This is a genomic window from Paenibacillus swuensis, assembly GCF_001644605.1.
In the GTDB taxonomy this organism is placed as follows: domain Bacteria; phylum Bacillota; class Bacilli; order Paenibacillales; family DY6; genus Paenibacillus_N; species Paenibacillus_N swuensis.
In genome coordinates this window covers 3,151,607-3,172,125 of sequence record NZ_CP011388.1, presented here as the reverse complement: position 1 = coordinate 3,172,125, position 20,519 = coordinate 3,151,607, and the positions used below count along the sequence as shown (strand labels likewise).

At 50.0% G+C, this 20,519-nt stretch carries 23 protein-coding genes and 1 other annotated feature; of the genes, 1 reads left to right on the top strand and 22 read right to left on the bottom strand.

The window, feature by feature from the left end; all coding sequences use genetic code 11:
- Positions 1–2: 2 nt before the first annotated feature.
- The 21 genes from SY83_RS13945 to SY83_RS13845 all read right to left on the bottom strand — a co-directional run bounded on the left by SY83_RS13945 (position 3) and on the right by SY83_RS13845 (position 19,391).
- The gene (locus tag SY83_RS13945) at positions 3–2,135 is read right to left on the bottom strand and encodes a SpoIID/LytB domain-containing protein (protein ID WP_068607480.1); all 2,133 of its coding nucleotides are present in this window, start codon (positions 2,133–2,135) and stop codon (positions 3–5) included.
- Between the two features lie 41 nt (positions 2,136–2,176).
- Complete coding sequence (gene ruvB, locus SY83_RS13940) at positions 2,177–3,193, bottom strand: Holliday junction branch migration DNA helicase RuvB (protein ID WP_068607478.1); 1,017 nt, start codon at positions 3,191–3,193, stop codon at positions 2,177–2,179.
- 57 nt (positions 3,194–3,250) lie between these two features.
- Positions 3,251–3,886 (bottom strand): Holliday junction branch migration protein RuvA, encoded by a 636-nt coding sequence (ruvA, locus tag SY83_RS13935; RefSeq protein WP_068607476.1) that lies wholly within the window; start codon positions 3,884–3,886, stop codon positions 3,251–3,253.
- The gene (ruvC, locus tag SY83_RS13930; protein ID WP_068607474.1) at positions 3,883–4,386 is read right to left on the bottom strand and encodes a crossover junction endodeoxyribonuclease RuvC; all 504 of its coding nucleotides are present in this window, start codon (positions 4,384–4,386) and stop codon (positions 3,883–3,885) included. Before ruvC ends, ruvA begins: the two co-directional genes overlap by 4 nt.
- 136 nt (positions 4,387–4,522) lie before the next feature.
- Positions 4,523–5,071, bottom strand: a complete 549-nt coding sequence (locus tag SY83_RS13925) for a BofC C-terminal domain-containing protein (protein ID WP_197479860.1) — start codon at positions 5,069–5,071, stop codon at positions 4,523–4,525.
- 277 nt (positions 5,072–5,348) lie between these two features.
- Positions 5,349–6,701, bottom strand: coding sequence for a LysM peptidoglycan-binding domain-containing protein (locus SY83_RS13920; RefSeq protein ID WP_068607472.1), 1,353 nt, complete (start codon positions 6,699–6,701; stop codon positions 5,349–5,351).
- A 138-nt stretch (positions 6,702–6,839) separates the two neighbouring features.
- Positions 6,840–7,715, bottom strand: a complete 876-nt coding sequence (gene ilvE, locus SY83_RS13915) for a branched-chain-amino-acid transaminase (RefSeq protein ID WP_068607471.1) — start codon at positions 7,713–7,715, stop codon at positions 6,840–6,842.
- A gap of 30 nt (positions 7,716–7,745) precedes the next feature.
- Complete coding sequence (pheA, locus tag SY83_RS13910; RefSeq protein WP_068607469.1) at positions 7,746–8,633, bottom strand: prephenate dehydratase; 888 nt, start codon at positions 8,631–8,633, stop codon at positions 7,746–7,748.
- A complete protein-coding gene (thrB, locus tag SY83_RS13905) occupies positions 8,630–9,604 on the bottom strand; it encodes a homoserine kinase (protein WP_068607467.1) in 975 nt (324 codons plus the stop codon). The genes pheA and thrB overlap by 4 nt, the downstream gene beginning before the upstream one ends.
- A gap of 60 nt (positions 9,605–9,664) precedes the next feature.
- Complete coding sequence (locus SY83_RS13900; RefSeq protein ID WP_068607465.1) at positions 9,665–10,951, bottom strand: homoserine dehydrogenase; 1,287 nt, start codon at positions 10,949–10,951, stop codon at positions 9,665–9,667.
- Positions 10,952–11,022: 71 nt separating this feature from the next.
- Complete coding sequence (locus SY83_RS13895; RefSeq protein WP_082882533.1) at positions 11,023–11,469, bottom strand: ACT domain-containing protein; 447 nt, start codon at positions 11,467–11,469, stop codon at positions 11,023–11,025.
- A 149-nt stretch (positions 11,470–11,618) separates the two neighbouring features.
- The gene (locus SY83_RS13890) at positions 11,619–12,674 is read right to left on the bottom strand and encodes an anthranilate phosphoribosyltransferase (RefSeq protein ID WP_068607463.1); all 1,056 of its coding nucleotides are present in this window, start codon (positions 12,672–12,674) and stop codon (positions 11,619–11,621) included.
- 221 nt (positions 12,675–12,895) lie between these two features.
- Entirely contained in the window at positions 12,896–14,203 is a 1,308-nt protein-coding gene (gene obgE, locus SY83_RS13885) for a GTPase ObgE (RefSeq protein WP_068607461.1), read from the bottom strand.
- A gap of 12 nt (positions 14,204–14,215) precedes the next feature.
- Positions 14,216–14,722 carry a Spo0B domain-containing protein gene (locus SY83_RS13880; protein WP_068607459.1) on the bottom strand — a complete coding sequence of 169 codons (507 nt, stop codon included), beginning with the start codon at positions 14,720–14,722 and terminating at the stop codon, positions 14,216–14,218.
- Positions 14,719–14,952, bottom strand: coding sequence for a hypothetical protein (locus tag SY83_RS13875; protein ID WP_068607457.1), 234 nt, complete (start codon positions 14,950–14,952; stop codon positions 14,719–14,721). Before SY83_RS13875 ends, SY83_RS13880 begins: the two co-directional genes overlap by 4 nt.
- 135 nt (positions 14,953–15,087) lie before the next feature.
- Positions 15,088–15,399 (bottom strand): 50S ribosomal protein L27, encoded by a 312-nt coding sequence (gene rpmA / locus SY83_RS13870; RefSeq protein ID WP_068607455.1) that lies wholly within the window; start codon positions 15,397–15,399, stop codon positions 15,088–15,090.
- A gap of 31 nt (positions 15,400–15,430) precedes the next feature.
- Entirely contained in the window at positions 15,431–15,757 is a 327-nt protein-coding gene (locus tag SY83_RS13865) for a ribosomal-processing cysteine protease Prp (RefSeq protein ID WP_068607453.1), read from the bottom strand.
- 3 nt (positions 15,758–15,760) lie between these two features.
- Entirely contained in the window at positions 15,761–16,072 is a 312-nt protein-coding gene (rplU, locus tag SY83_RS13860; protein WP_068607451.1) for a 50S ribosomal protein L21, read from the bottom strand.
- Positions 16,073–16,084: 12 nt separating this feature from the next.
- Positions 16,085–16,174, bottom strand: a sequence feature (ribosomal protein L21 leader region).
- A gap of 88 nt (positions 16,175–16,262) precedes the next feature.
- Positions 16,263–17,510 (bottom strand): Rne/Rng family ribonuclease, encoded by a 1,248-nt coding sequence (locus tag SY83_RS13855; protein ID WP_068607449.1) that lies wholly within the window; start codon positions 17,508–17,510, stop codon positions 16,263–16,265.
- An 89-nt stretch (positions 17,511–17,599) separates the two neighbouring features.
- Positions 17,600–18,472, bottom strand: coding sequence for a M50 family metallopeptidase (locus SY83_RS13850; protein ID WP_082882531.1), 873 nt, complete (start codon positions 18,470–18,472; stop codon positions 17,600–17,602).
- A complete protein-coding gene (locus SY83_RS13845; protein ID WP_068607447.1) occupies positions 18,465–19,391 on the bottom strand; it encodes a M23 family metallopeptidase in 927 nt (308 codons plus the stop codon). Before SY83_RS13845 ends, SY83_RS13850 begins: the two co-directional genes overlap by 8 nt.
- A gap of 144 nt (positions 19,392–19,535) precedes the next feature.
- On the opposite strand from SY83_RS13845, the gene SY83_RS13840 reads away from it, so the two are divergent.
- Entirely contained in the window at positions 19,536–20,246 is a 711-nt protein-coding gene (locus SY83_RS13840; protein ID WP_068607445.1) for a hypothetical protein, read from the top strand.
- Here the strand turns inward: SY83_RS13840 and SY83_RS13835 are convergent.
- Entirely contained in the window at positions 20,226–20,519 is a 294-nt protein-coding gene (locus SY83_RS13835) for a Rieske (2Fe-2S) protein (protein ID WP_068607443.1), read from the bottom strand. The genes SY83_RS13840 and SY83_RS13835 overlap by 21 nt on opposite strands.

The window sequence follows — 20,519 nt, the reverse complement described above, 5'->3', positions numbered from 1 at the left end:
ACTCATTCCTTAACTATACTTACGTCTTTATAGTAGTATTTCAGTATTTGGGAGTAGTCATACCCCGTTTCGGCCAATGCTTTGGCACCGTACTGGGACATCCCCAAGCCGTGGCCGTAACCGTTACCCGCAAAAAGATAACGCGCATCCAAGCTGGCCGCCCTGACCCCTTGCTCACCGTTCATAATTACAAAATACGGATTGTTAACAACGGTAGCGCCCGCCGCACTTTGTACAACCAAAGCGTTCCCGCTGCCGTTGCGCTCGGAGGTTTGGCCCCCCGCGCCAAGCACCGTCATCCGGCCTGTTTCTTCAACGCTAAACATCGTGCTGGGCAAGCTGTTAAACAATGTTCGGTATAAATCGGGATACTTCACCAGCACCGGTTGACCGTTCGCCGCCATTTCTGTTACACGACCGGACGGCCCGCGTTTAGTGACTTCCAAAGTATGCGGTATTCCTGGCGAAGGAGAAGTTGTCTTCCCCTTCATGTAACCCGCAACCTGATCCGGAGTGTAGGGGCCACGCAGCCATTGATAAGGATTGGACTGCGAAGTTCGGCCTAATGAAACCACTTTAGCGCCTTTACTGAGCTTCACGATGGACGGATTGTTCACATCGTCTACATATGGCAGATTACGCAAATTCGCATTATCGCTCGAAATGACCGAAAGATTCAATCCCGCTTCATTCTTGTCTCCGGAGGCTTGCAACAGGTCAGCTCGAATATAACCTACACGTCCCTCTTCTGTAATCACACGGTCCCATAGCGGCAAGCTTCTTTGCGGTCCGTCATCAGGACTCGTCACGCTATGTAAGTAAGGCAGCTGGTTATTCCATACCTCGGATGCATCGGCGGTTTTCCCTCCGCTGTTGGAATAGTATAAAGGTTCGATCAGTGAACCTTTCACGTCCGTAATAACTTCGCCCGCTGTAGCTTCAACTCCCGCCAATGCCGCGGGGAATTCGCCTTTCATGCCGTAATAGGCTTGATCCAGCGTCGTATCCGAAATATTCGCGATTTTGTAGGCCGTGCCTTTACGCACCGCATAAGTACGAGCTGCAACGGCCTGAGCTTTCAGCGCTTCGGCAGGCCAGCCGGCTCCCAGCTCGGCGGACACCACTCCGTATAAATACTGTTCCATAGGAAGCTCATTAACTGCAGCTAATTTATAATTATATTGGGAAAGCTCAAAGGCGCCGCGATAAATCCGGTTGGACTTTTCCTTAAGTGTGATCCCCGGCTGTGCGGATGAAACCCAAATCTTGGATCCCCCCGTAGGGATTGCATATCGGGTTAAACCCTCCCCGGGTGTTGTGATTGAAGACAAATCTGTCTGTTTGATCAAATAAGGCTGACTTACATCCGCCGCAGAGACGGTTTCCGGAGGCATCCCGAGCGACAACACCTTAGCTTTGGCTTCTTCTAAAGCAGTCAAGTCCGCTGCTCTGCCAAACCATACGGCATACTGCGCTGCGCCCTCGGGCGTGGTTTGAATAACTACAGAAGCGTCAACCCCGGTTCCGCTGACGGCCGCTAATTGAGTTTCAGCTTCCGATTCTGTGGCGTACACGCCGGCTGAAGCGTACAAAGGTCCGGTCAGTTTCGTTTCGGCCGGGATTAACAGCCCCTGCAACACGCTGCTTCCCGACAAACGGGACATTGCCTTTGTGGCATCCTGAACATTCGCATACGGACCGACAGTTACTTGGTACATCTGCCGTCCGGATTTACTTATCCCAAGAAGTGCCGGCATCTCGGCGGCTGAAATCTTCTTATATAAAGCTTGGGCAGCGGCGAAATCAGCTGTTTCCAACAGCTGGGCGCCGTAAGAATTTAAGCTGAAGCGCACCGCTTTACCGTCTGTTGTGTTACTCAACGGAACAATGCCAGTACCCTCTCTTGAGCCGATCTGAAGTCCGCCGACAGCGGATAATGTTACGGCTGGGACGCTGTTCTTGTAAGTCGCCGTATAATCGCCAAGTAAAGCTACACGTATGTTGCTCATCTTAGGGATCGCCGCAACTGCTTCTGACGGACCGGCAATGGGTGTAAACCCGCCGGTTATCACCGCAGCGACGACGGCAACCATCCCCCACTTGGCAAGTTTGTCTCGTTTCCCGAATCTGTTCATCTGCATTCCGCCTCCCTGAGTATGGTTGTGCAAGAGCAGGTCTAGTTGCTTCCGACCGTATCGCCTGGAACCGGCAAACCGAGATGGCGGTAAGCCAGCGGAGTGACGGCGCGGCCCCTCGGCGTGCGTTGCAGAAATCCGATCTGCAATAAATAGGGCTCGTACACATCTTCAATGGTCTGGCTTTCTTCCCCGATCGTTGCAGCAATCGTATCCAGTCCTACAGGGCCTCCGCGGAAGGATTGGATGATGGCGGTCAACATCTTATGATCGATCTGATCCAACCCGAGCCCGTCCACCTGGATCAGGCTCAGCGCGCTCTGTGCCAGATCCAGCGTGATTACACCGTCACCCCGGACTTGCGCGAAATCCCGAACCCTCTTCAAGAGTCTGTTCGCAATCCTCGGTGTTCCGCGGGAACGCATGCCAATCTCATGTGCCGCTTCGCCCACGATTTGGACTTGCAGAATATCGGCCGCGCGGCTGACAATATAGGATAATTCATCAACTGTGTAGAATTCTAGTCTTGCAACAACACCGAACCGGTCACGAAGCGGCGCAGACAGCAGTCCTGCGCGAGTAGTAGCTCCGATTAATGTGAAGGCTGGCAGATCCAACCGCACAGATCGCGCGCTGGGACCCTTCCCGATAATGATATCCAGCGCGAAATCCTCCATCGCCGGGTAGAGTACCTCCTCCACGGTTCGATGAAGACGATGAATCTCATCAATAAATAACACATCGCCTTCCTGAAGGTTCGTCAAGATTGCCGCCAAGTCGCCGGGGCGCTCTATGGCAGGTCCGGAGGTCGTCCTTATGTTAACGCCCAATTCATTCGCGATAATATTGGACAACGTCGTCTTTCCCAAGCCCGGCGGGCCATAGAGCAGCACATGATCCAGTGCTTCCTGCCGAAGTTTGGCCGCTTCTATAAACACCTTCAGATTGTCCTTCACTTGTCCCTGGCCGATATATTCCGCCAGGTAGCGGGGACGGAGACTAAACTCGGCCACTTGGTCCTCCATCATCAAATTAGCCGAGATGATCCGGTCTTCCATGGTCAGGTCACCTCCTGTCTAGTCAAAATCGTAATACTCATCACTGCAATCATGTCTCTACCCCGAAAAAAGAGCCTGCAGCGCCTTCTTCATAATCACGTCAACACCGTCGTTCTCCCCGTCCACCTTGTTCTTAATTGAGCTCCATGCCCGATCTGTCTCAGTTTCGGAATAACCCAACGCCATTAGAGCTTCCTTGGCTTCATACCAGGCGTTGCCGCCGGCATAATCCAGCCTGCTGTCGGAACCGGTTCCTTCGGAGCCGCTTGCAATTTCCATACCGGCCGGGGGCATAGCATCGAGCTTGTCCTTTAAGTCGAGAATCATCCGTTGGGCCGTCTTCTTACCAATCCCTGGAAGCTTGGTCAGGAACGTTACATTCTCTTGCTGAATGGCCGCGACCACCGCGTCGGGCTTACCTCCCGCAAGGATACCAAGGGCTACACGCGGTCCGATTCCGGAAACATCCAACAGCCGGCGGAACAAGGTCTGCTCTTCGCGAGCGGGAAATCCAAACAGAAGGATGGCATCTTCCCTTACGCTGTGATGAATGTATACGATCGTTTCGGCTTCACCCTTCAAGCCAATGGCGTAAGGGTTCGGACAGAACACCCTGTAGCCCACCCCTTGTACGTCCATTACAATATATTCCGTCTCGCGGTGCGCCACGCGTCCGCGCAAAAAATCAATCATCTCTTATGTACCTCTTTCACTTTCTGTAGTAACGTCGAAGAATGCGCGTGGCAAATGGCCACAGCCAATGCGTCCGCCACATCATCCGGCTTGGGCGCGGCCTGCAAGTGCAGAAACATCTTTACCATCTCCTGAACCTGTTTCTTCTCCGCCTTGCCATAGCCCACAACCGCTTGTTTCACTTGTAACGGTGTATATTCCCCAATCGGTAACCCGCGCTGGACCGCTGCCAGAATCATCACGCCCCTTGCCTGCGCTACAGTAAATGCGGTAGTAACATTGCGATTAAAGAACAGCTTCTCAAAGGCGACTGCGTCAGGCTTATATTTATCCATAAGTTGCGCGGTTGCGTTATAAACTTCAAGCAACCGAACTTCCGGATCCGTATGCGCTTCGGTTTGAATACATCCGTATTGGACAGGTACGACCTTATTGCCGATCTTGTCGATAAATCCAAAGCCCACGATGGCAATCCCCGGGTCAATGCCTAGAATCCTCAAAATTCTTCTCCCCTATCCTAAATCCAGACACTCCCAAAAAACAAACAAAAACAAGCGAACATATGTGTTCACTTGTTCATTATATCAGATATGAGCGGGGATGAGAATGCAGAATACGGATTACCCCGAAGTGCCGTTAAACGCCCGGACTCATCACCCGCGTCGTTTGTTCCTCCATCGCGAAGTCACTGAACGTGGACAAGACGCTGTTATATTCATCAACGTCATTAATTTTGATTCCCGAATATAACTCCTGTAATGTCTGCCGAGGCAAACTGCTTTCCATTTGGCGCACATCGAGTTGAAAAAATGTTCTTACGGCTTCCTTACGCCCGGTTTCCGCATCATACAAAGTTAGGTTCCCTTGGTCGTCCACACCGATGTATGCATTGTTTTTGCAAGTCGGGGAAAGATCCTGAATCCGCTCTGTCACGTGCATGGAGCCGTCCTCTTGAAGCATCGCGGTCCAATGCGGATTTTCGGCCAGCAAGGAAATGATCTGATTCGCCTCCATGGAACCCAGGGAAGTGCTTTCGGTACCGCATATATACAATTTATCCATGACTACGTTCAAAGTTCCCGAAATCCGGCTTAAAGCTTGAATGGTGTCCGCTGTCACCGCTTTAGCATCGTCCTTCTTCTCCTCTCGATCCGGAGCAAACACATCCGTGTTCCGCCATGTCATCACATTCCCTTGGGCTGACATCCACATCAAACAAACAGCAACAAGGACTGCCCCTAAAACTAGAGAACGACGCGCCCTGCGGAGACGTTTTCTCAACTGCTTGTACAAATTCATGTTGTTCACATGGATCCCCTCTGTATCTTAGTTAATGATGTTGGTACTTTTACATATTTTGCCCAGGGGGAGACAGGTTATACGATACGGACGCATAGGGTGAAAACACAAAAAAGAACACGACCGTAAAAACGGTTGTGTCCTTGAATATATTCATCCTGGTTCAGAAATTGGTCCAAGGCGCGTTGATCTTGGCTTTGGGTTTCGCTGCGATTAAAGTCGGATTCGAACGTCTTTGCCTTTTGGGAACGCTGATAAAGGCTTTGAGCACTTCGGATTCCTTCTGTCGCTTGGACTTAGGCCGTTTCGTTGTTGAACCCTTGGTTTCTATAGGCTCTTCCTCAGCCCCGTATTCCTCGGTTTCGTCCCTGAGCAAACTTTTATCGGCTGGAGAAACCGCGTTGGCAATATTGGCTTGATCTGCAGGGCTGATATTGGATTGTGGATTCATCGAACCGAAGGGACTAATACCGGAATACGGATTAGGGTTAGCGTAAGGACTAATATTGGGATAGGGATTCATCTGGCCATAAGAGCTCATGGTCATGGGATCATATGGCATCCCGTAAGGATCCGTCATCGGATACCCTCCGTAAGGAGTAGGCGAGAACCCGTATGGTTGCTGCTCGGCAAAAGGGAAAGGCTCCATCGGGGTAGGATAACCGTAGTATGCAGGCATCCCGTAGGAACTCTCTGCGCAGCATGTTGACATAGGCTGTATCATCTGCGCCATAGGATAGTACGGTTGAGGCTGCGGGGTCAACCCGCCATAGAACGCAGGCTGCTCCCCCTGCAACATCGGCACGCTCTCCGCCATGGAGAAGCCGCCGCCCGACATCATCGGATTTTGCTGCATGTATTCGGCGCTCTGTACGGATGCTTCGGTTTCTTGCGCACTGCCCGGGGCGGAATAACTCTCCGTGTTCCAGCTGTCATACTGTAACTCCGGAACCTTAGGCATATCATAGAACGACATCGCTTCTACCGCAGGCACTTGGTTCTGGGCAAAGAGCGTTTGAGCTTGACCGGGTAGATCGGGCGTAAGCGGGACCTGGGTCGACCCCAACATGCCGCCGTCTGTTTCCAAGCCTTCAGGCAGATCCGCCTGGGGACTTACCACGGGCGAATGCGCTCCCGCAGGCACCTCGTCATCTGAATCCGTACCCGCTGCAACGGAAGGCTTCACTTTCGGAACATTGACCTTCTCTCCATAAAGAAGCGCATTAATGTTCTTCAGCTGCGGGTTCGCGCCAATCATATCGACCAACGGCACATTGTACTTTTTGCCCAGCTTATACAGAGAATCACCTTGCACAACGGAGTGCACAAAGGCCGTATCATATACAGGCTTTTCGATAGGCTTCGTCTTCATCGGAATCCTTATTTTCATGCCGACATCGAGCACATTCGGATCTTCCAGTTGAGGGTTAGCCTTAATCATGTCTTGCAGTTCGACGCCGTATTTTTTGGACAATTCATACAACGTGTCCCCTGATTTAACGATATGAATTTTCACGCGTAAACCTCCCATAAGTCGATAGACATATGATACAGTGTATGCAGCCCATGGGCGTTTGACCTCTATTTTCGCGCAAAATAAATAAAATAACCCCCGAATTTCGAATTCGAGGGTTGTCCATTTAAGATTCTAAGATTAGAACACCTGCACCCCGTCCACAAAGACGATTTTGCGGAATTCTTCCATCAGATGTGTCGTCACAGGCCCGGCTTGCCCTGATCCGATCACCCGACCGTCCACTTCCCTCACGGCGATCACTTCCGCGGCTGTCCCGGTGAAGAACACCTCATCCGCCACATACACGTCATGCAGGGTGAAAGGCTCCTCCTTAAGCTTATAACCGTATTGCTCCGCAAGCTCCATAATCGCCGCCCTGGTAATGCCCTCTAAAGCGCCGATATAACATGGCGGGGTATAGATCGTGCCTTTTTTAACAATAAAAATGTTATCACTGGAGCCCTCCGCCACATATCCTTGAGCATTCAACATAATCGCTTCGCCGACATCGGCAAGATTAGCCTGAATTTTCACCAAGATGTTGTTCAAATAATTGAGCGACTTGATCTTCGGATTTAACGCGTTCGGAATGTTACGGGCCGTGGAAACGGAGACCGTCTTCAGGCCGTTCAGGTAAGCTTCCACCGGGTAAATCGCAAGCTGTTCCACAATGATGATGACGGAAGCCACAGGACACCTTCTCGGATCCAGCCCCAGATTCCCCGTACCGCGGGATACGATCAACCGAATATAGCCGTCCGGCAACGCATTTAAGCGAATCGTCTCAATCAAGGCTTGCTCCATCTCTTCTTGTGTTAGCGGGATATCCAGCATGATGGACTTAGCGGAATCGTACAGACGGTCCAGATGCTCTCTGCATTTAAAGATGTTGCCGCCGTACACGCGAATTCCTTCAAAGATTCCGTCACCATAAAGAAACCCATGATCGTATACCGAAACAACGGCTTCCTCTTTCGTTACATACTTGCCGTTCAGATAAATGACCTGAGCCATGGGCGCCGACCTCCGTTATGTAGTCTGGTCTTAACTTCCGATGTAAGTGTAGCTGGGATAAGAGCCCATTACGCGAACCTGACAGCCGAGCGCCTCGATTTCGGCCAATGCCGCAGGCAGCAGCACGCTGTCCATCGGAGCTTCGATATCAATATAGAAATAGTAGCTGCCCAGCATCTTCTTCGTCGGACGCGACTCGATCTTGATCAAGTTAATCCGGCGCCAGGCGAATGCCGAGAGAACCTGGTGCAGAGCGCCCGGAAAATCCTCAGGCAGCGTAACCAGAATGCTGGTTTTCTGTTCATTAGGCTTGTCCAGGTGCACCGGTTCCGCGCCGACTAGAACAAAGCGCGTGAAATTATTGTTATGATCCTGTATCTGTTCAAACAGAATATCCAGGCCATGCAGCCGCGCAGCGGATTTCGTTCCGACAGCGGCGTAGCCTTTGCCCGGTCCGTTGTCTTTGACGAAGTGGGCGCCTTCGGCGGTTGTTCCTGTTTCATGAAGATCCGCTTGCGGCATCTGCGCGCGAAGAAACTGTCTGCATTGAGCAAGGGCCGTAGGATGGGAAGCCACCGTGGTCATGCCTCGCAGCTTCTCATCCAGGGAATCACCCGGGAGCAACGGCAATTCCTCCTTAAAACCGATCAGGTTCATCGTAATGGGGAACACCCATTCCGCCTGAATGGGCAAGTTCACTTCATGTACAAGCCAATCCAGATGCAGGCTCACCGATCCCTCAATGGTGTTCTCCACAGGGATGATACTGTAGTCCGTTTCCCCGTTTACCGTAGAAAGAAACACATCCGAAATTAACCGATGATGCACAAGTTCCACCGATTCTTTCCCGTTATCCAATAAATATCTCGCAGCCTCTTCGGAGAAGGTTCCGGGGCCTAATAAAGCAAACCTCTTCATGCGTTTACACCGTCTTTCCACAAGTCCTTGAACGGAAGAGCCATCTCTAAAGAGCCTTCAACATATGTCTGGACCCCTGAAAGCTCCGGCTTCAACCGCAACGTACGGGCCTCGATTCCATGGGACGCCAGCGTTCCGAGCAGGAACTGCTCGAGCTCCGCTTGACGCGCCTCTTGCGCGTCTACGAGCGCAAGCAGCGTCGGTCCCGCGCCGCTGAGCGCCACGCCGAGCGCCCCGTGATCGGTCGCTTCGGCCAAGATCGTGTCCATGCCCGGGATCAGCGATGCCCGATACGGCTGATGCAGCCGGTCTTGCATCGCATGCCGGATCATGTCCAGGCGGCCTGCGGCCAAAGCTGCTACGAGCAGCGACGAGTGCGCGACGTTGTACACCGCGTCGCGCATCGTGATCTGCTGCGGCAGCACCAACCGCGCCTTTTCCGTCGCCAGCTTGAACTCCGGAATGGCGACCATCACTTCGAGCTGCGGATGCGGCTCGAGACGGATTGCATCCGCCCGCTCGCCGTCCCAGCTCGCAACAACGATGCCGCCGAACAGAGACGCCCCGACGTTATCGGGATGGTCCTCGAGCTCCGTCGCCATGCGGAACAGGTGATTCGTCGACAGTTTGTTGCCGATTAAGGCGTTTGCCGCGGTCAGAGCGCCAACGATGGCCGACGCGCTGCTTCCCATGCCCCGAGTGAGCGGGATGTCGCTGTACATCGATATTTCAAGCTCAGGATAGGTTTCACCCGCGGCACGAAACACTTGCTGTGCTACTTTGTAAATGAGATTGGTCTTATCCGTCGGCACCCCATCCATCTGTTCACCATACAGACGGATGACCGTCCGTTCGGCAACCGCCATCTCGATCCATGCATATACATTTAAAGCCATGCCCAGCGTATCGAATCCCGGCCCCAGATTGGCCGTACTTGCCGGCACTTTCACACGCACTTTCGCTCTGTTCATTATGAATACACCTTCCGTATACTACTTTTCGACACAAAGAATCATCCTGATGTTCTTTTCTTAACCTTCAACACGGTATACGCTCTTAATCTCGTCAATCACTTCCATGCCTTGGAAATGCTTCAACACTTGATTCATATAGGCTTTGCTGGCATCATGCGTAATAATGATAATTTCGGCGGAAGGGTTATTCGGATTCGGCTGCTGAAGCACCGATTCCAGACTTACTTCAAATTGCGCGAACACCTGTGTTATTTGCGCAAGCACACCCGCTTTATCCGCAACATGTAACAGTACAAAATACTTGGATGCGATCTGCTCATCCGTCTTCAACTTCTTCACCTTGTAAGGAGCCGGCACCCGTTGGCCGTTTACGCCCAGCTTCAAATTCTTGACCACAGCCACCAAGTCCGCCACAACTGAAGTTGCGGTCGGTAATTCGCCCGCTCCCGGTCCGTAGAACATCGTCTCGCCAACCGCCTCGCCATACACATAAACGGCATTGAAAACCCCGTTCACGGAAGCCAGCGGGTGGGATTGCTTCACCATGGTCGGCTGAACACTTACAGAGATAAAGTCGTCCTGACGTTCCGCGATCCCGAGCAACTTCACTTCATATCCAAGTCGTTTGCCGTAAAGGATTTCCTCTTTTGTTACTTGAGAAATACCCTTAACCTCAACGTCTTCAAGAGAAACGTTCGCATGAAAACCTAAAGTGGATAAGATGGTCATCTTGCGCGCGGCGTCCAATCCTTCAACGTCCGAAGTAGGATCCGCTTCCGCATAGCCAAGATCTTGCGCCTCTTTAAGCACGTCTTCGTAAGCGGCGCCTTCCTGACTCATCTTCGTAAGAATATAATTTGTTGTTCCGTTCACGATGCCCATAATCTTCGTAATTCGATCGGACGAGAAGCCTTCGGACAGCGTTCGGATAATTGGGATCCCGCCCGCAACGCTTGCTTCATACAGCACGTCGCAACCGTTTTCCTTCGCTTTAGCCAAAATTTCAGAGCCATGCACAGCCATTAGATCCTTGTTCGCTGTGACAATATGCTTCCCTTGCTCAAGAGCGGCCAAGATGTAAGTTTTCGTCTGTTCAACTCCCCCCATCACCTCAACAATGACGTCGATATCCGGGTGGTTGATGACATCCCACGGATCCTCTGTGAGTTTATCGGCGGAAATGGCAATCGATCTGCTCTTGGCGCGGTCTTGTACCAATATTTTCTCGATCACAATCGGAGAACCGACTTGACCGTACAACTCCTCATGATGGCCTTCCACGATCCGAACAACACCCGTTCCTACTGTTCCCAGTCCCAATAAACCAACCTTGATTTCCTTCATCCTGTTTAACCCCTCTCAAAGTGTAAATATGTATGTCCCGTTTCGTGAATGTATCGCACAACATCATGCATTTATCCTTGTCCGATGACATGAGCTTTCTTTACGCCATCCTGCAATTCCAGAGTATCGAGCAGCAAGGACAATCGGTCTACCATAAAAGAAGTATCCACCGAAATGACCACATTGGCAAGTCCCTGCAACGGTATGGTTTGGTTAATCGTCAGCACGTTTCCTTCAAAATCCGCTACCAGTCCCAACACTTTAGAGAGAATCCCGGATCGGTGCTCCAAATCCATGGAGATCGTGACGATTCGTTCCCGTTCCAGCTTGTTAAGCGTAAAGATCCCGTCTTTGTACTTGTAAAATGCGCTTCGGCTGAGCCCTACCCGATCCACGGCCTCGTGGATGGTTCGAACTTCTCCCCGATTCAGCAAGTCCTTGGCCTGCATCGTCTTCAGCACAGCTTCCGGAAGCAAGTCTTCACGCACGAGATAATAGGGATGTTTCGATTCCTGCACGCTTCAATTCGTCCTCCCCATAAATACTTTTGTATGCCTATAGAGGACAATTATATAGAAGAAGTGAACATCTTACAATAGGCTTCTGACAAAAAATAAAAACCCAACCGCATAGCGCGATCAGGAGTTTCGTGTTTCAGAGAAGCCTCTTAGTTCGCTTTCTTGGTCTTCTCCGCAGTATTCATTTCCTTGGCCATCTCAGACCATTTCACCAGCTGTTTCTCTCCTTCGCGTCTCTGTAGAAGCATTTTGGCCAATTGAAACCCTTCCTCGTAGGACCCGACACGCTCAAACCAGAATAATCTCAGTCCTGTATTAAATATAATATGATCCCGTTCCAGAGCCAAATCGGGCGAATCATGCCCTTTCAAGATGCGGAGGAACCCTTCCTTCTGTTGTAACTTGGAACGTTTCACAAGGGGTTCTCCCTGAAAACCGAAAGTAATCGGGTCAACGACCAAGGATTGCTCCACCCCCTCGCAAACTTTGCGAATCGTACTGCCTTTATGCAACGGGACATCCTCCGAACCGTCATGACCTTGGATGAAGTAAGCTGTCTTGAAGCCCACTTTAGGAAATACCGCGTCATATTGACGGAATGTGGCCTTGTCTTTCACACCTGTAATCAATGTGTGCGACTGCAGAGGATTCAGCATTTTCTCAACGGTTTCCGCCACTGTACAAACGCCTAATTGTCCTTGTATAGCTTGGAGGGAAGCAAACGGAGGACAAGCTTGCTCCGAAGAAATGTACCCGATTCTTAAGGCGGCAAAGTGATGCTCCCACGTTGCATTATCCGCATGTATCTCAATACCCAGTTCACGAAGTAATTCTCCATAGGTATAACCTTCACCAAACCCGTGATCAGCACCGCCTTGAATCGCCAGCGGAATACCGACGGAAGCAAGCAGCAAAGACACGGCGAAACTTACCGGAAAACGCGAGTGTCGGCTTGCTCCTTCCACCGTAAGGTAGGATTCGGAGAACGAGGCGAAAGGGAGCGTGTATTTGCGGAACACATCAACGAAAGCGCCAATCTCCTCATCCGTCTCTCCGCGCATCCGCAATGCCGTTAACAGAGAAGCGGTTTGCGCATCTGTGGCTTCGCCTCGGGCGATGGCATGTGCCGCGGCAACCGCCTCGTCGTAAGTCAGAGGTCTTGGTTCATTCTTGCCCGGAAGCACCGTACGAATCCATGGCTTCATGCTGCATTCCTCCGTTGATCATAAGTGAATGTCATATTAATTGACTTAAATTTGATGTATTCATTTAATAATTGTATTTCATGTCAAGTTATATAACATATATAATACATCGAAGTGTTCTTAAGATCAACCTGTTCGATTGATTGTTTGTTGTTCCCCTAATACAAAAAAGGACAACCTTGGTTAGGTTGCCCATTCCCTGCATATGTTGTTTAATACTTCTAATCATACTCAACAAATTCAAATTCATAACTGCCAATGCGCACAATGGTTCCGTCCACAGCTCCGCGTGAGCGAAGTTCGTTCTCCACACCCATACGTCGCATAATGGTTGCGAAGCGCTGCAACACGTCTTCCTGATTGAGGTTGTATCGGTTAATGAAATTCTCCAGACTGCTGCTTTCAACGACGTACATTTCATTCTCACGGCGTATGGTGAACTCGTTGATTGCGCCTTTAGGTTCCATTTTGTAGATTTTTCGTTCTTCTACAGCGGACACTTCCTCAACAACCGGAGCTTCCGCGATGGTATCCAGCAATTCTGCTAAACGGTAAAGCGCTTCTTGCACGCCTTGCTTCGTTACCGTGGACATTTCGAAAATTTCCACATCCCCGTGTCCCGCCTCTTGCATTTTCTCTTTAAAGGCGATCAGATGCTCCGCGCTTTCCGGCATGTCCATCTTGTTTGCCGCCACGATCTGCGGGCGATCTGACAGCTTCGCATTATAAAGTCTGAGCTCCTCATTAATCTGCACATAATCCTCATAGGGGTCCCGTCCATCCGTTGCCGCCATGTCAATAACATGGAGAATTACGCGTGTCCGTTCGACATGACGCAGGAACTCATGGCCCAATCCGACGCCTTCGTGCGCGCCTTCAATCAATCCCGGCAAATCGGCCATCACAAAGCTTTTGCCGTTCCCCACATCGACTACACCCAGATTCGGTGTGATCGTTGTGAAATGATATGCGCCGATCTTGGGGCGAGCCCCGGATACGACGGAAAGCAGCGTCGACTTGCCGACGCTGGGAAACCCGACCAGCCCCACATCCGCCATTACTTTAAGCTCGAGCACGATCCAACGCTCGTCGCCCTCTTCGCCTTTCTCGGCGATGTATGGCGCGGGTGTACTCGGTGAAGCAAAGCGGGTGTTGCCGCGTCCGCCGCGTCCGCCGCGGGCAACCACCACTTCTTGCCCATGCCGCGTCAAATCCGCGATGATTTCCTGGGTGTCATCATTGATGATGACTGTGCCCGGAGGAATCCGAACAATCATATTCTCCGCATTAGCGCCATGCATAGTCTTCGTTCCTCCGCGTTCCCCGCGGTCAGCTTTGAAATGCTTCTGGTATTTAAAGTCAACCAGCGTACGCAAGCCTTCATCCACCCGGAAGATCACACTGCCGCCTCTGCCGCCGTCTCCCCCTGCGGGTCCGCCTTGTTCCACGTACTTTTCTCTGCGGAAAGAAACGATGCCGTCACCTCCGGCCCCGCCCTTTACATTAATCTTAGCTTTATCTACAAACATCTCTTCACCTCTCTATGTATGAAAAGGCACGTCAAATGCAATATCGGCCTCTTCATGCTGGGCCGTTACGGAATATCGCAACCCCAGACTTTCGTATTCCGAAACGAGCCGCTTCATGGCCGATTGGAGCTGTTGTTCATCTATTTCACCCGAGAACGAATAGTGAACCGTTAATTCATGATTGCCCAAAGTCAACTCTACATTCAACTGGTGAAAGTGATCTTCGCCGGGTTTCGTGGAGGTCTGAAACCACTTTATAACGTCTGTAATCCAGGCGCCCAGCTCCGATTGGTGAAGTTTCAAATGAGAAAGATCCAACCCTTCCTCCGGATCCACTTCCAGCTCCATCGTGCCTCCCAGTGTACGATATGAGTGCAGAAACAACACCAAGTCGGGCTCACCCAACTTGGACAGCTGACTTTCCTTTAACATCTTGTCTCTTATTTTGTCCAGATATAAGGGCAGTGAATCATATTTCTTCAACCTAATATATCCATAAAGCACCTGTAATTCATTCATCCAGTCATGCCTGTGGTGATTAATCGTTTTGTTGAACAGCTCGCGATGGCTGAACCATTCTGAATCGTCTTTGTCCTTGCTTCCATGCTTAGACGCAGCCCGTATGCGCTAATAATCGCAGTGGCGGCGATGGCATCAATCCATAGCTTGTCCAGATCTGCCATAAACAAGAGCAACCCAGCTATGATCAAACCTATAGAAACGTATCGAATCCATCCAGCATTCATCATCGGAATTTCTCCGTTTCCCCTGATTGTGAAACAACAATCCCCAGTATACCATGAACGATGGAAGAATTCACCACGTTCCTTGTCGCAAAGCAAAAGCCCCTGACGATAAACCGCCAGGGGCTGAACAAGCGTATATTACGCTTCTACTGCTGCTGCAACGGGTGCAGCATCAACAGGGTAGACGCTCACTTTCTTGCGATCGCGTCCCCAACGTTCGAATTTCACAACACCTTCCACTTTCGCGAACAGAGTGTCGTCAGATCCGATACCCACGTTGTTACCCGGGTGAATCTTCGTTCCGCGTTGACGAACAAGAATGCTTCCGCCTGTAACCAGTTGGCCGTCAGCACGCTTAACGCCAAGACGCTTGGAATGTGAATCACGTCCGTTCTTCGTGGAACCTACACCCTTCTTGGATGCGAATAACTGAAGATTTAATTGTAACATATTAGGTCTACCTCCTTCTTGTAAGATTGGTTTAGTCTTGCTTGATCTTTATATGTTTCCCGTAGGATTCTTCTATCGTCTTCAACATGACGACCATAGACTCCAGCAACAGTTGCACTTGATCCCGCTCCCTGTTCTCAAGTTCAGGGATGATGACACGAAGTAAACCTTCGTTCATCTCCGTTCCTAAACTTGTCCCGGTAAGCGTTTCTATCGCGTTCACCGTACCTACCGCGACCGCCGAAACACCGGCGCACACGATATCGTTCCCCGGATTCGCAAAGAATGCGTGTCCTGAGACCGTATATCCGGTAATCAACCGATCGTCATGACGTCTACGAATCAAAACTTGGATCATAACTTACGCCTGGATCTTGCCAATCGTCACTTTCGTGTACGGTTGACGGTGACCTTGCTTGCGACGGTAGTTCTTCTTCGCTTTGTATTTGTAAACGATAATCTTCTGTCCTTTGCCGTGTTTCTCGATTGTTGCGGAAACACTTGCGCCGGATACCAATGGAGCTCCTGTTGTCAGGGCTTCACCGTTGGAAACGACCAATACACGGTCGAAAGTTACGTTCTCACCTTCAGCAGCGTTCAATTTCTCAATGTAAAGAACATCGCCCTCTTGAACTTTGTACTGCTTTCCACCTGTTTCAATAATTGCGTACATCGTTGCACCTCCTTCATGTCTCAGACTCGCCTAGCCTGGGTGACTCGTCTCTATTAAAGAACGGATACTTATGGAACCCGGTTCGTGCGGTTATAGCATGTTTTGCAACACGCACTAAAACATCTTAACACACCAATCTATATAAAGCAACGCATTATATTCAGGTTGGAAGATTCCAAATGATAGCAGTTTATCCCCTGCGTTCCCTTACGGTATGTTTACCGCTTCCTTTACAGACGGGACACGGAACATTGTTGCCATGGGAGTGATTTTCGCGTATTTTGCGCCGGGTTAGTTCAATTAAGCCTAGTTTCGTCCAGCCCACGACATGATGCTTCGAACGGTCTTTCTTCATGGTCAACTCCAGACGCTTCAACACTTCTTCCCGGTGCTTGTCCTGCTCCATATCTATAAAATCAATAATTACAATTCCGCCGATATCCCGAAGCCTTAACAACCTTGCAATCTCTCTGGCCGCTTCCAGATTGGTGTCGAATACGGTAAGCTCCAAGCTGTCATTCCCTATGTATTTGCCCGTATTTACGTCGATAACCGTTAATGCCTCCGTCTGGTCAATGACCAGGTAACCCCCGTTAGCCAACCCGACTTTACGTTGTATCATTCGCTCGTACTCTCTCTCCGCAGCCGATAACCGTTGCCGGATTTGTTCCGCGGGAACCTTTCTCACTCGCGAAGCAAGCTCAGGCGCGAATCCTTGAAGTAAACCGACAATCTCCGCACATTTGACCGGATGGTCGATGATCATCAGATTTACGTTCTCCGTGAAGGCATCCCTAACCAGCCGCGGAACTATGTCAAGTTCGCCATACAGCTCAGAAGGCACAACTCCTTCGCCCTTGCGAAGCTGAATACTGCTCCATAATTTGCGCAGAAAAGATAGATCCTGAGCTACCAGCTCTTCCGTAACCCCTTCCGCAGCCGTACGCAGAATGACGCCTTCTCCAGGTTGTCTGAGCATTTCCCCGAGGTTCTTCAGACGATTGCGTTCTGCCTCGCTGCTGAGCTTTCGGGATACACCCACATAATCGGCGTAAGGCATATAAACCAGACATCGTCCAGGCAGAGCGTAGTGCGTAGTGACACGGGCTCCCTTGGATCCCGACGGTTCCTTCGTCACCTGCACGATGAGCTCATCCCCTTCCTTTACCAATTCCGTAATGGATGGCTTCCTTTTCGGTTGCTTCTCCAAATGGGGATCGAGCAGGTCGTCCACATATAAGAAAGCGTTCTTCCGCAGACCGATGTCGACGAAAGCCGCTTGCATGCCCGGAAGTACATTAACTACGCGCGCGCGATAAATGTTGCCGGCAACCGTCCGCCCTGAAGGACGTTCCACATAATATTCGGCAAGCATTCCGTTCTCCAGTAAAGCGACTTCGGTTTGGTTTTCTCCGCAATGGACGACAATTTCATTCATCCGTTCGTTTCACCTCCCGTCTCTACTACATTCATACCTTATTATTCAAAGTCATAAACGCAAATTTTCGCGTAAAGGTTTCTCTCATTTTACATGAAAAGCTCAGAAACTGCACTGCTTGGTTTGTTTTCCAAATAATAGCTTCTCGTAATCTTTTGTTCAGGCAGCACTTTCATAATCGTTCCTTGCTCATTGATAACATAAATCAGATGATACTTATCCCGTTTAAACAATTTTACGATGTGGGCAATTTTACGGGTGGGCCTGACGACAATCGGAAGAGCGATCACTCCTTTTTCCTCCAGCAATGAAGCCCGTCGATCACGATGCATCATATATCTTAAGAAAAAATAGGGCGCGTGCAAATAACCATACCAGTTTGAGTACACAAGAAATAACCCCAGAATCAGTAAATTTAAATGAATATGCGTGCCGGTTCCGAATAAGGAGTATATGACAACACCCGCCCCGGAAGCCAGTCCAATCCAAGCGCAAACCATTAATGTACGATGATAGGACATCCATAGACTCACCAGCGCCTGCATGACGCGCCCGCCATCCAGCGGTTGTATGGGCAATAAATTAAAGCCTCCGATCATCATGTTCGCCGTTACAAAATACTGAGTCCACTCCGTTGTCCACCAGCCTCTGTCCTCAAACCACAAAGCTAAGCCTGCCATAAGCACATTCTGGAGCGGCCCGGCTAAAGCTACGGCAATATCTTGCAGAACCGGTTTTCCTCCGGCGTCATCCACTGCGGCCACACCCCCGAAAGGCAGCAGCATGACCTCGGTTACATTCCATCCAAACGACTTGGCCGCGGCCACATGCCCCATCTCGTGTATAAATACGATGCCAAACAGGATGAGGAGCTCCATGAAATATCCCGTAAACATGGATAACAGCATAAGCAGCACGAACAGGGGGTGAAACCGGTATTGCGTACCCATCCATTTAATCAAAAGAGATCCACTCCGTCGGATCCACGTAAGATTTGTTCTGTTTCATGGCAAAATAGAGCGTACCTTTCCGGTCAACCTCGTTCGCGGCCGTCTTGCCGATCGCTTCACCGGTTTCGATCCAATGATTACTCGTGACGAACGCTTCACTCAGACGACTGTAATAGGATTGCAGGCCATCGGCGTGTTGCACGACAACGGTCCAGCCTTGCCCTTTCGTCTCGCTCGCGTAAATGACACGGCCTGTATCGATTGACACTACTTCTTTCAGAGCGCCTGCATCAATTTCAATTCCCTTCAAGGTGGTGGCGAAAGATTGGATGATGTCTCCCGTGACAGGCGCAATCAATGCTCCCTGTACTTTGCCATCCGCTTTGACAGCCGGAGCTTTATCCTCCGTATTAAACAGAGGTAAAAACACAGGTGTGCCGGCAAATGTTTGTTCATACCAAGCCGCCGCTTTCGAAGTATCCATGCTTTGATGAAGCGCTGTATCAATCATTTGTTGACCCTTTAAAGCTAAGGGGTGATCCCATTGAAACAGACCCCAAACCGCTGCAAACAATATTACGCACAACACTAGTTTGCGCTGGAGCTGCAGGGTTGTAGGCGGTTCTTTCCATTCCTTCCACCTTGTATATTCTTTATTGGATTCTTTATAAGGTCCCGATGTCCCCATTGCCGTATCCAGCCAACGCCGTTTCTCGCCTTGCTTCCATAACAGCTCCGGATCGGGCTCTTCTGGAGTGATATAGCCATAGTTATTAGGATAAGGTAACCTTGGTTCTTCTTCCTTGTCCTCCTGAATGGCCTCTAAAGCGGCATATACCGGGTAACGAAACGAATTTCGTGCTTCATGACGCTCTGTGAGTGAACGAATACGCTCTTGGCGGCGTTGGCGAACATTATCTTTAATTTCCATAGAAATTCCCTCTTTCTGTAGGGCTTGTTTCTATTAATTCTATGAACATTTCCCAGGTAATATGAGAGCACAATCATATAATTTATTGGAGGATCAGCTGTATGGTGTTAATATGAAAAGAAAAATCAGGTAGGTGGTACTGATATGCAGAAGAAGAAAATCGGGTGTTTACATGCTCATCATTCCAATATTTCATATATTGAGGATGCACTTGGAGGCGGCACAATAGAATTTGTTCATTTCGTAGATCCCGGGTTGATGAACCGGATGAAGGCAGATCCTGATTTCAACCTACGTAAGGCACAAGAGAAAGTTCATGAACAAATAGAATGGATCATTCATACTAACGTGGATGCCGTATTCATTACCTGTACAAATTATATCGCTCTTCTTGATGAGAAACGACTTTCTGCTTCCGTACCTATCATGAAGATGGATGAGCCCTTTTTTAGGGATCTTACCGACCAGAATGAACCTCAAATTCTCCTATTTACGAATCCGGCAACGGTAGAAGGCACGATGCAACGACTTCAACACTATGTGAATGCTCATCATAAATCACCTCAACTTTTCGAGGCAAAAGTGATTGATAATACATTTGATCTAATTATGCAAGGGAAACAACAAGAATATGTCGACACGCTAACGGACTACATGCAAACTTTACTGTTGACGGAACCCCGTCGGCGTCTGTCTGTCGCGCAACTATCCATGGTGCAAGCCGCCCTAAATGTGGAAAGAACACTGGGCATATCCGTCGGAAACCCATTGAAAAGCTTGGTTCGTTACTTTGAGAATGAATTTTCGGATAAAAAAAAGAGAGCCGAGGCTCCCTTAATCGATAGTCACATATAATTCGCCAAGACGGTCCTCGACCGGGAAGCATGTCAACCCTTTGCTTGCGACATTGATGCATTCACCGTTTTCCAGATCAAACGTCCATCCGTGCAAGGGACATTCCAACTCCCCGAATTCATAACTGACTTCATAGCCGGCGTGGGGACATTGGCGGGAAGCCAGTCGGAGCGTCGTGCCTTCTTTCAACAAATAATAGGAATCATTGCCAACCTGAATTTCCGACGGAAATTCGTTGTATTGTGCCATTGAACCGATATGATATTCCTTCAT

Excerpts from the sequence above, each read along its gene's own strand:
- SY83_RS13945 (WP_068607480.1), bottom strand. The coding sequence starts at position 2,135 with ATGAACAGATTCGGGAAACGAGACAAACTTGCCAAGTGGGGGATGGTT.
- ruvB (WP_068607478.1), bottom strand. The coding sequence starts at position 3,193 with ATGGAAGACCGGATCATCTCGGCTAATTTGATGATGGAGGACCAAGTG.
- ruvA (WP_068607476.1), bottom strand. The coding sequence starts at position 3,886 with ATGATTGATTTTTTGCGCGGACGCGTGGCGCACCGCGAGACGGAATAT.
- SY83_RS13925 (WP_197479860.1), bottom strand. The coding sequence starts at position 5,071 with ATGACATGGCGGAACACGGATGTGTTTGCTCCGGATCGAGAGGAGAAG.
- ilvE (WP_068607471.1), bottom strand. The coding sequence starts at position 7,715 with ATGGCTCAGGTCATTTATCTGAACGGCAAGTATGTAACGAAAGAGGAA.
- pheA (WP_068607469.1), bottom strand. The coding sequence starts at position 8,633 with ATGAAGAGGTTTGCTTTATTAGGCCCCGGAACCTTCTCCGAAGAGGCT.
- thrB (WP_068607467.1), bottom strand. The coding sequence starts at position 9,604 with ATGAACAGAGCGAAAGTGCGTGTGAAAGTGCCGGCAAGTACGGCCAAT.
- SY83_RS13900 (WP_068607465.1), bottom strand. The coding sequence starts at position 10,951 with ATGAAGGAAATCAAGGTTGGTTTATTGGGACTGGGAACAGTAGGAACG.
- SY83_RS13890 (WP_068607463.1), bottom strand. The coding sequence starts at position 12,674 with ATGAAGCCATGGATTCGTACGGTGCTTCCGGGCAAGAATGAACCAAGA.
- obgE (WP_068607461.1), bottom strand. The coding sequence starts at position 14,203 with ATGTTTGTAGATAAAGCTAAGATTAATGTAAAGGGCGGGGCCGGAGGT.
- SY83_RS13880 (WP_068607459.1), bottom strand. The coding sequence starts at position 14,722 with ATGAATGAATTACAGGTGCTTTATGGATATATTAGGTTGAAGAAATAT.
- SY83_RS13875 (WP_068607457.1), bottom strand. The coding sequence starts at position 14,952 with ATGATGAATGCTGGATGGATTCGATACGTTTCTATAGGTTTGATCATA.
- rpmA (WP_068607455.1), bottom strand. The coding sequence starts at position 15,399 with ATGTTACAATTAAATCTTCAGTTATTCGCATCCAAGAAGGGTGTAGGT.
- SY83_RS13865 (WP_068607453.1), bottom strand. The coding sequence starts at position 15,757 with ATGATCCAAGTTTTGATTCGTAGACGTCATGACGATCGGTTGATTACC.
- rplU (WP_068607451.1), bottom strand. The coding sequence starts at position 16,072 with ATGTACGCAATTATTGAAACAGGTGGAAAGCAGTACAAAGTTCAAGAG.
- SY83_RS13855 (WP_068607449.1), bottom strand. The coding sequence starts at position 17,510 with ATGAATGAAATTGTCGTCCATTGCGGAGAAAACCAAACCGAAGTCGCT.
- SY83_RS13845 (WP_068607447.1), bottom strand. The coding sequence starts at position 19,391 with ATGGAAATTAAAGATAATGTTCGCCAACGCCGCCAAGAGCGTATTCGT.
- SY83_RS13840 (WP_068607445.1), top strand. The coding sequence starts at position 19,536 with ATGCAGAAGAAGAAAATCGGGTGTTTACATGCTCATCATTCCAATATT.
- SY83_RS13835 (WP_068607443.1), bottom strand. The coding sequence starts at position 20,519 with ATGAAGGAATATCATATCGGTTCAATGGCACAATACAACGAATTTCCG.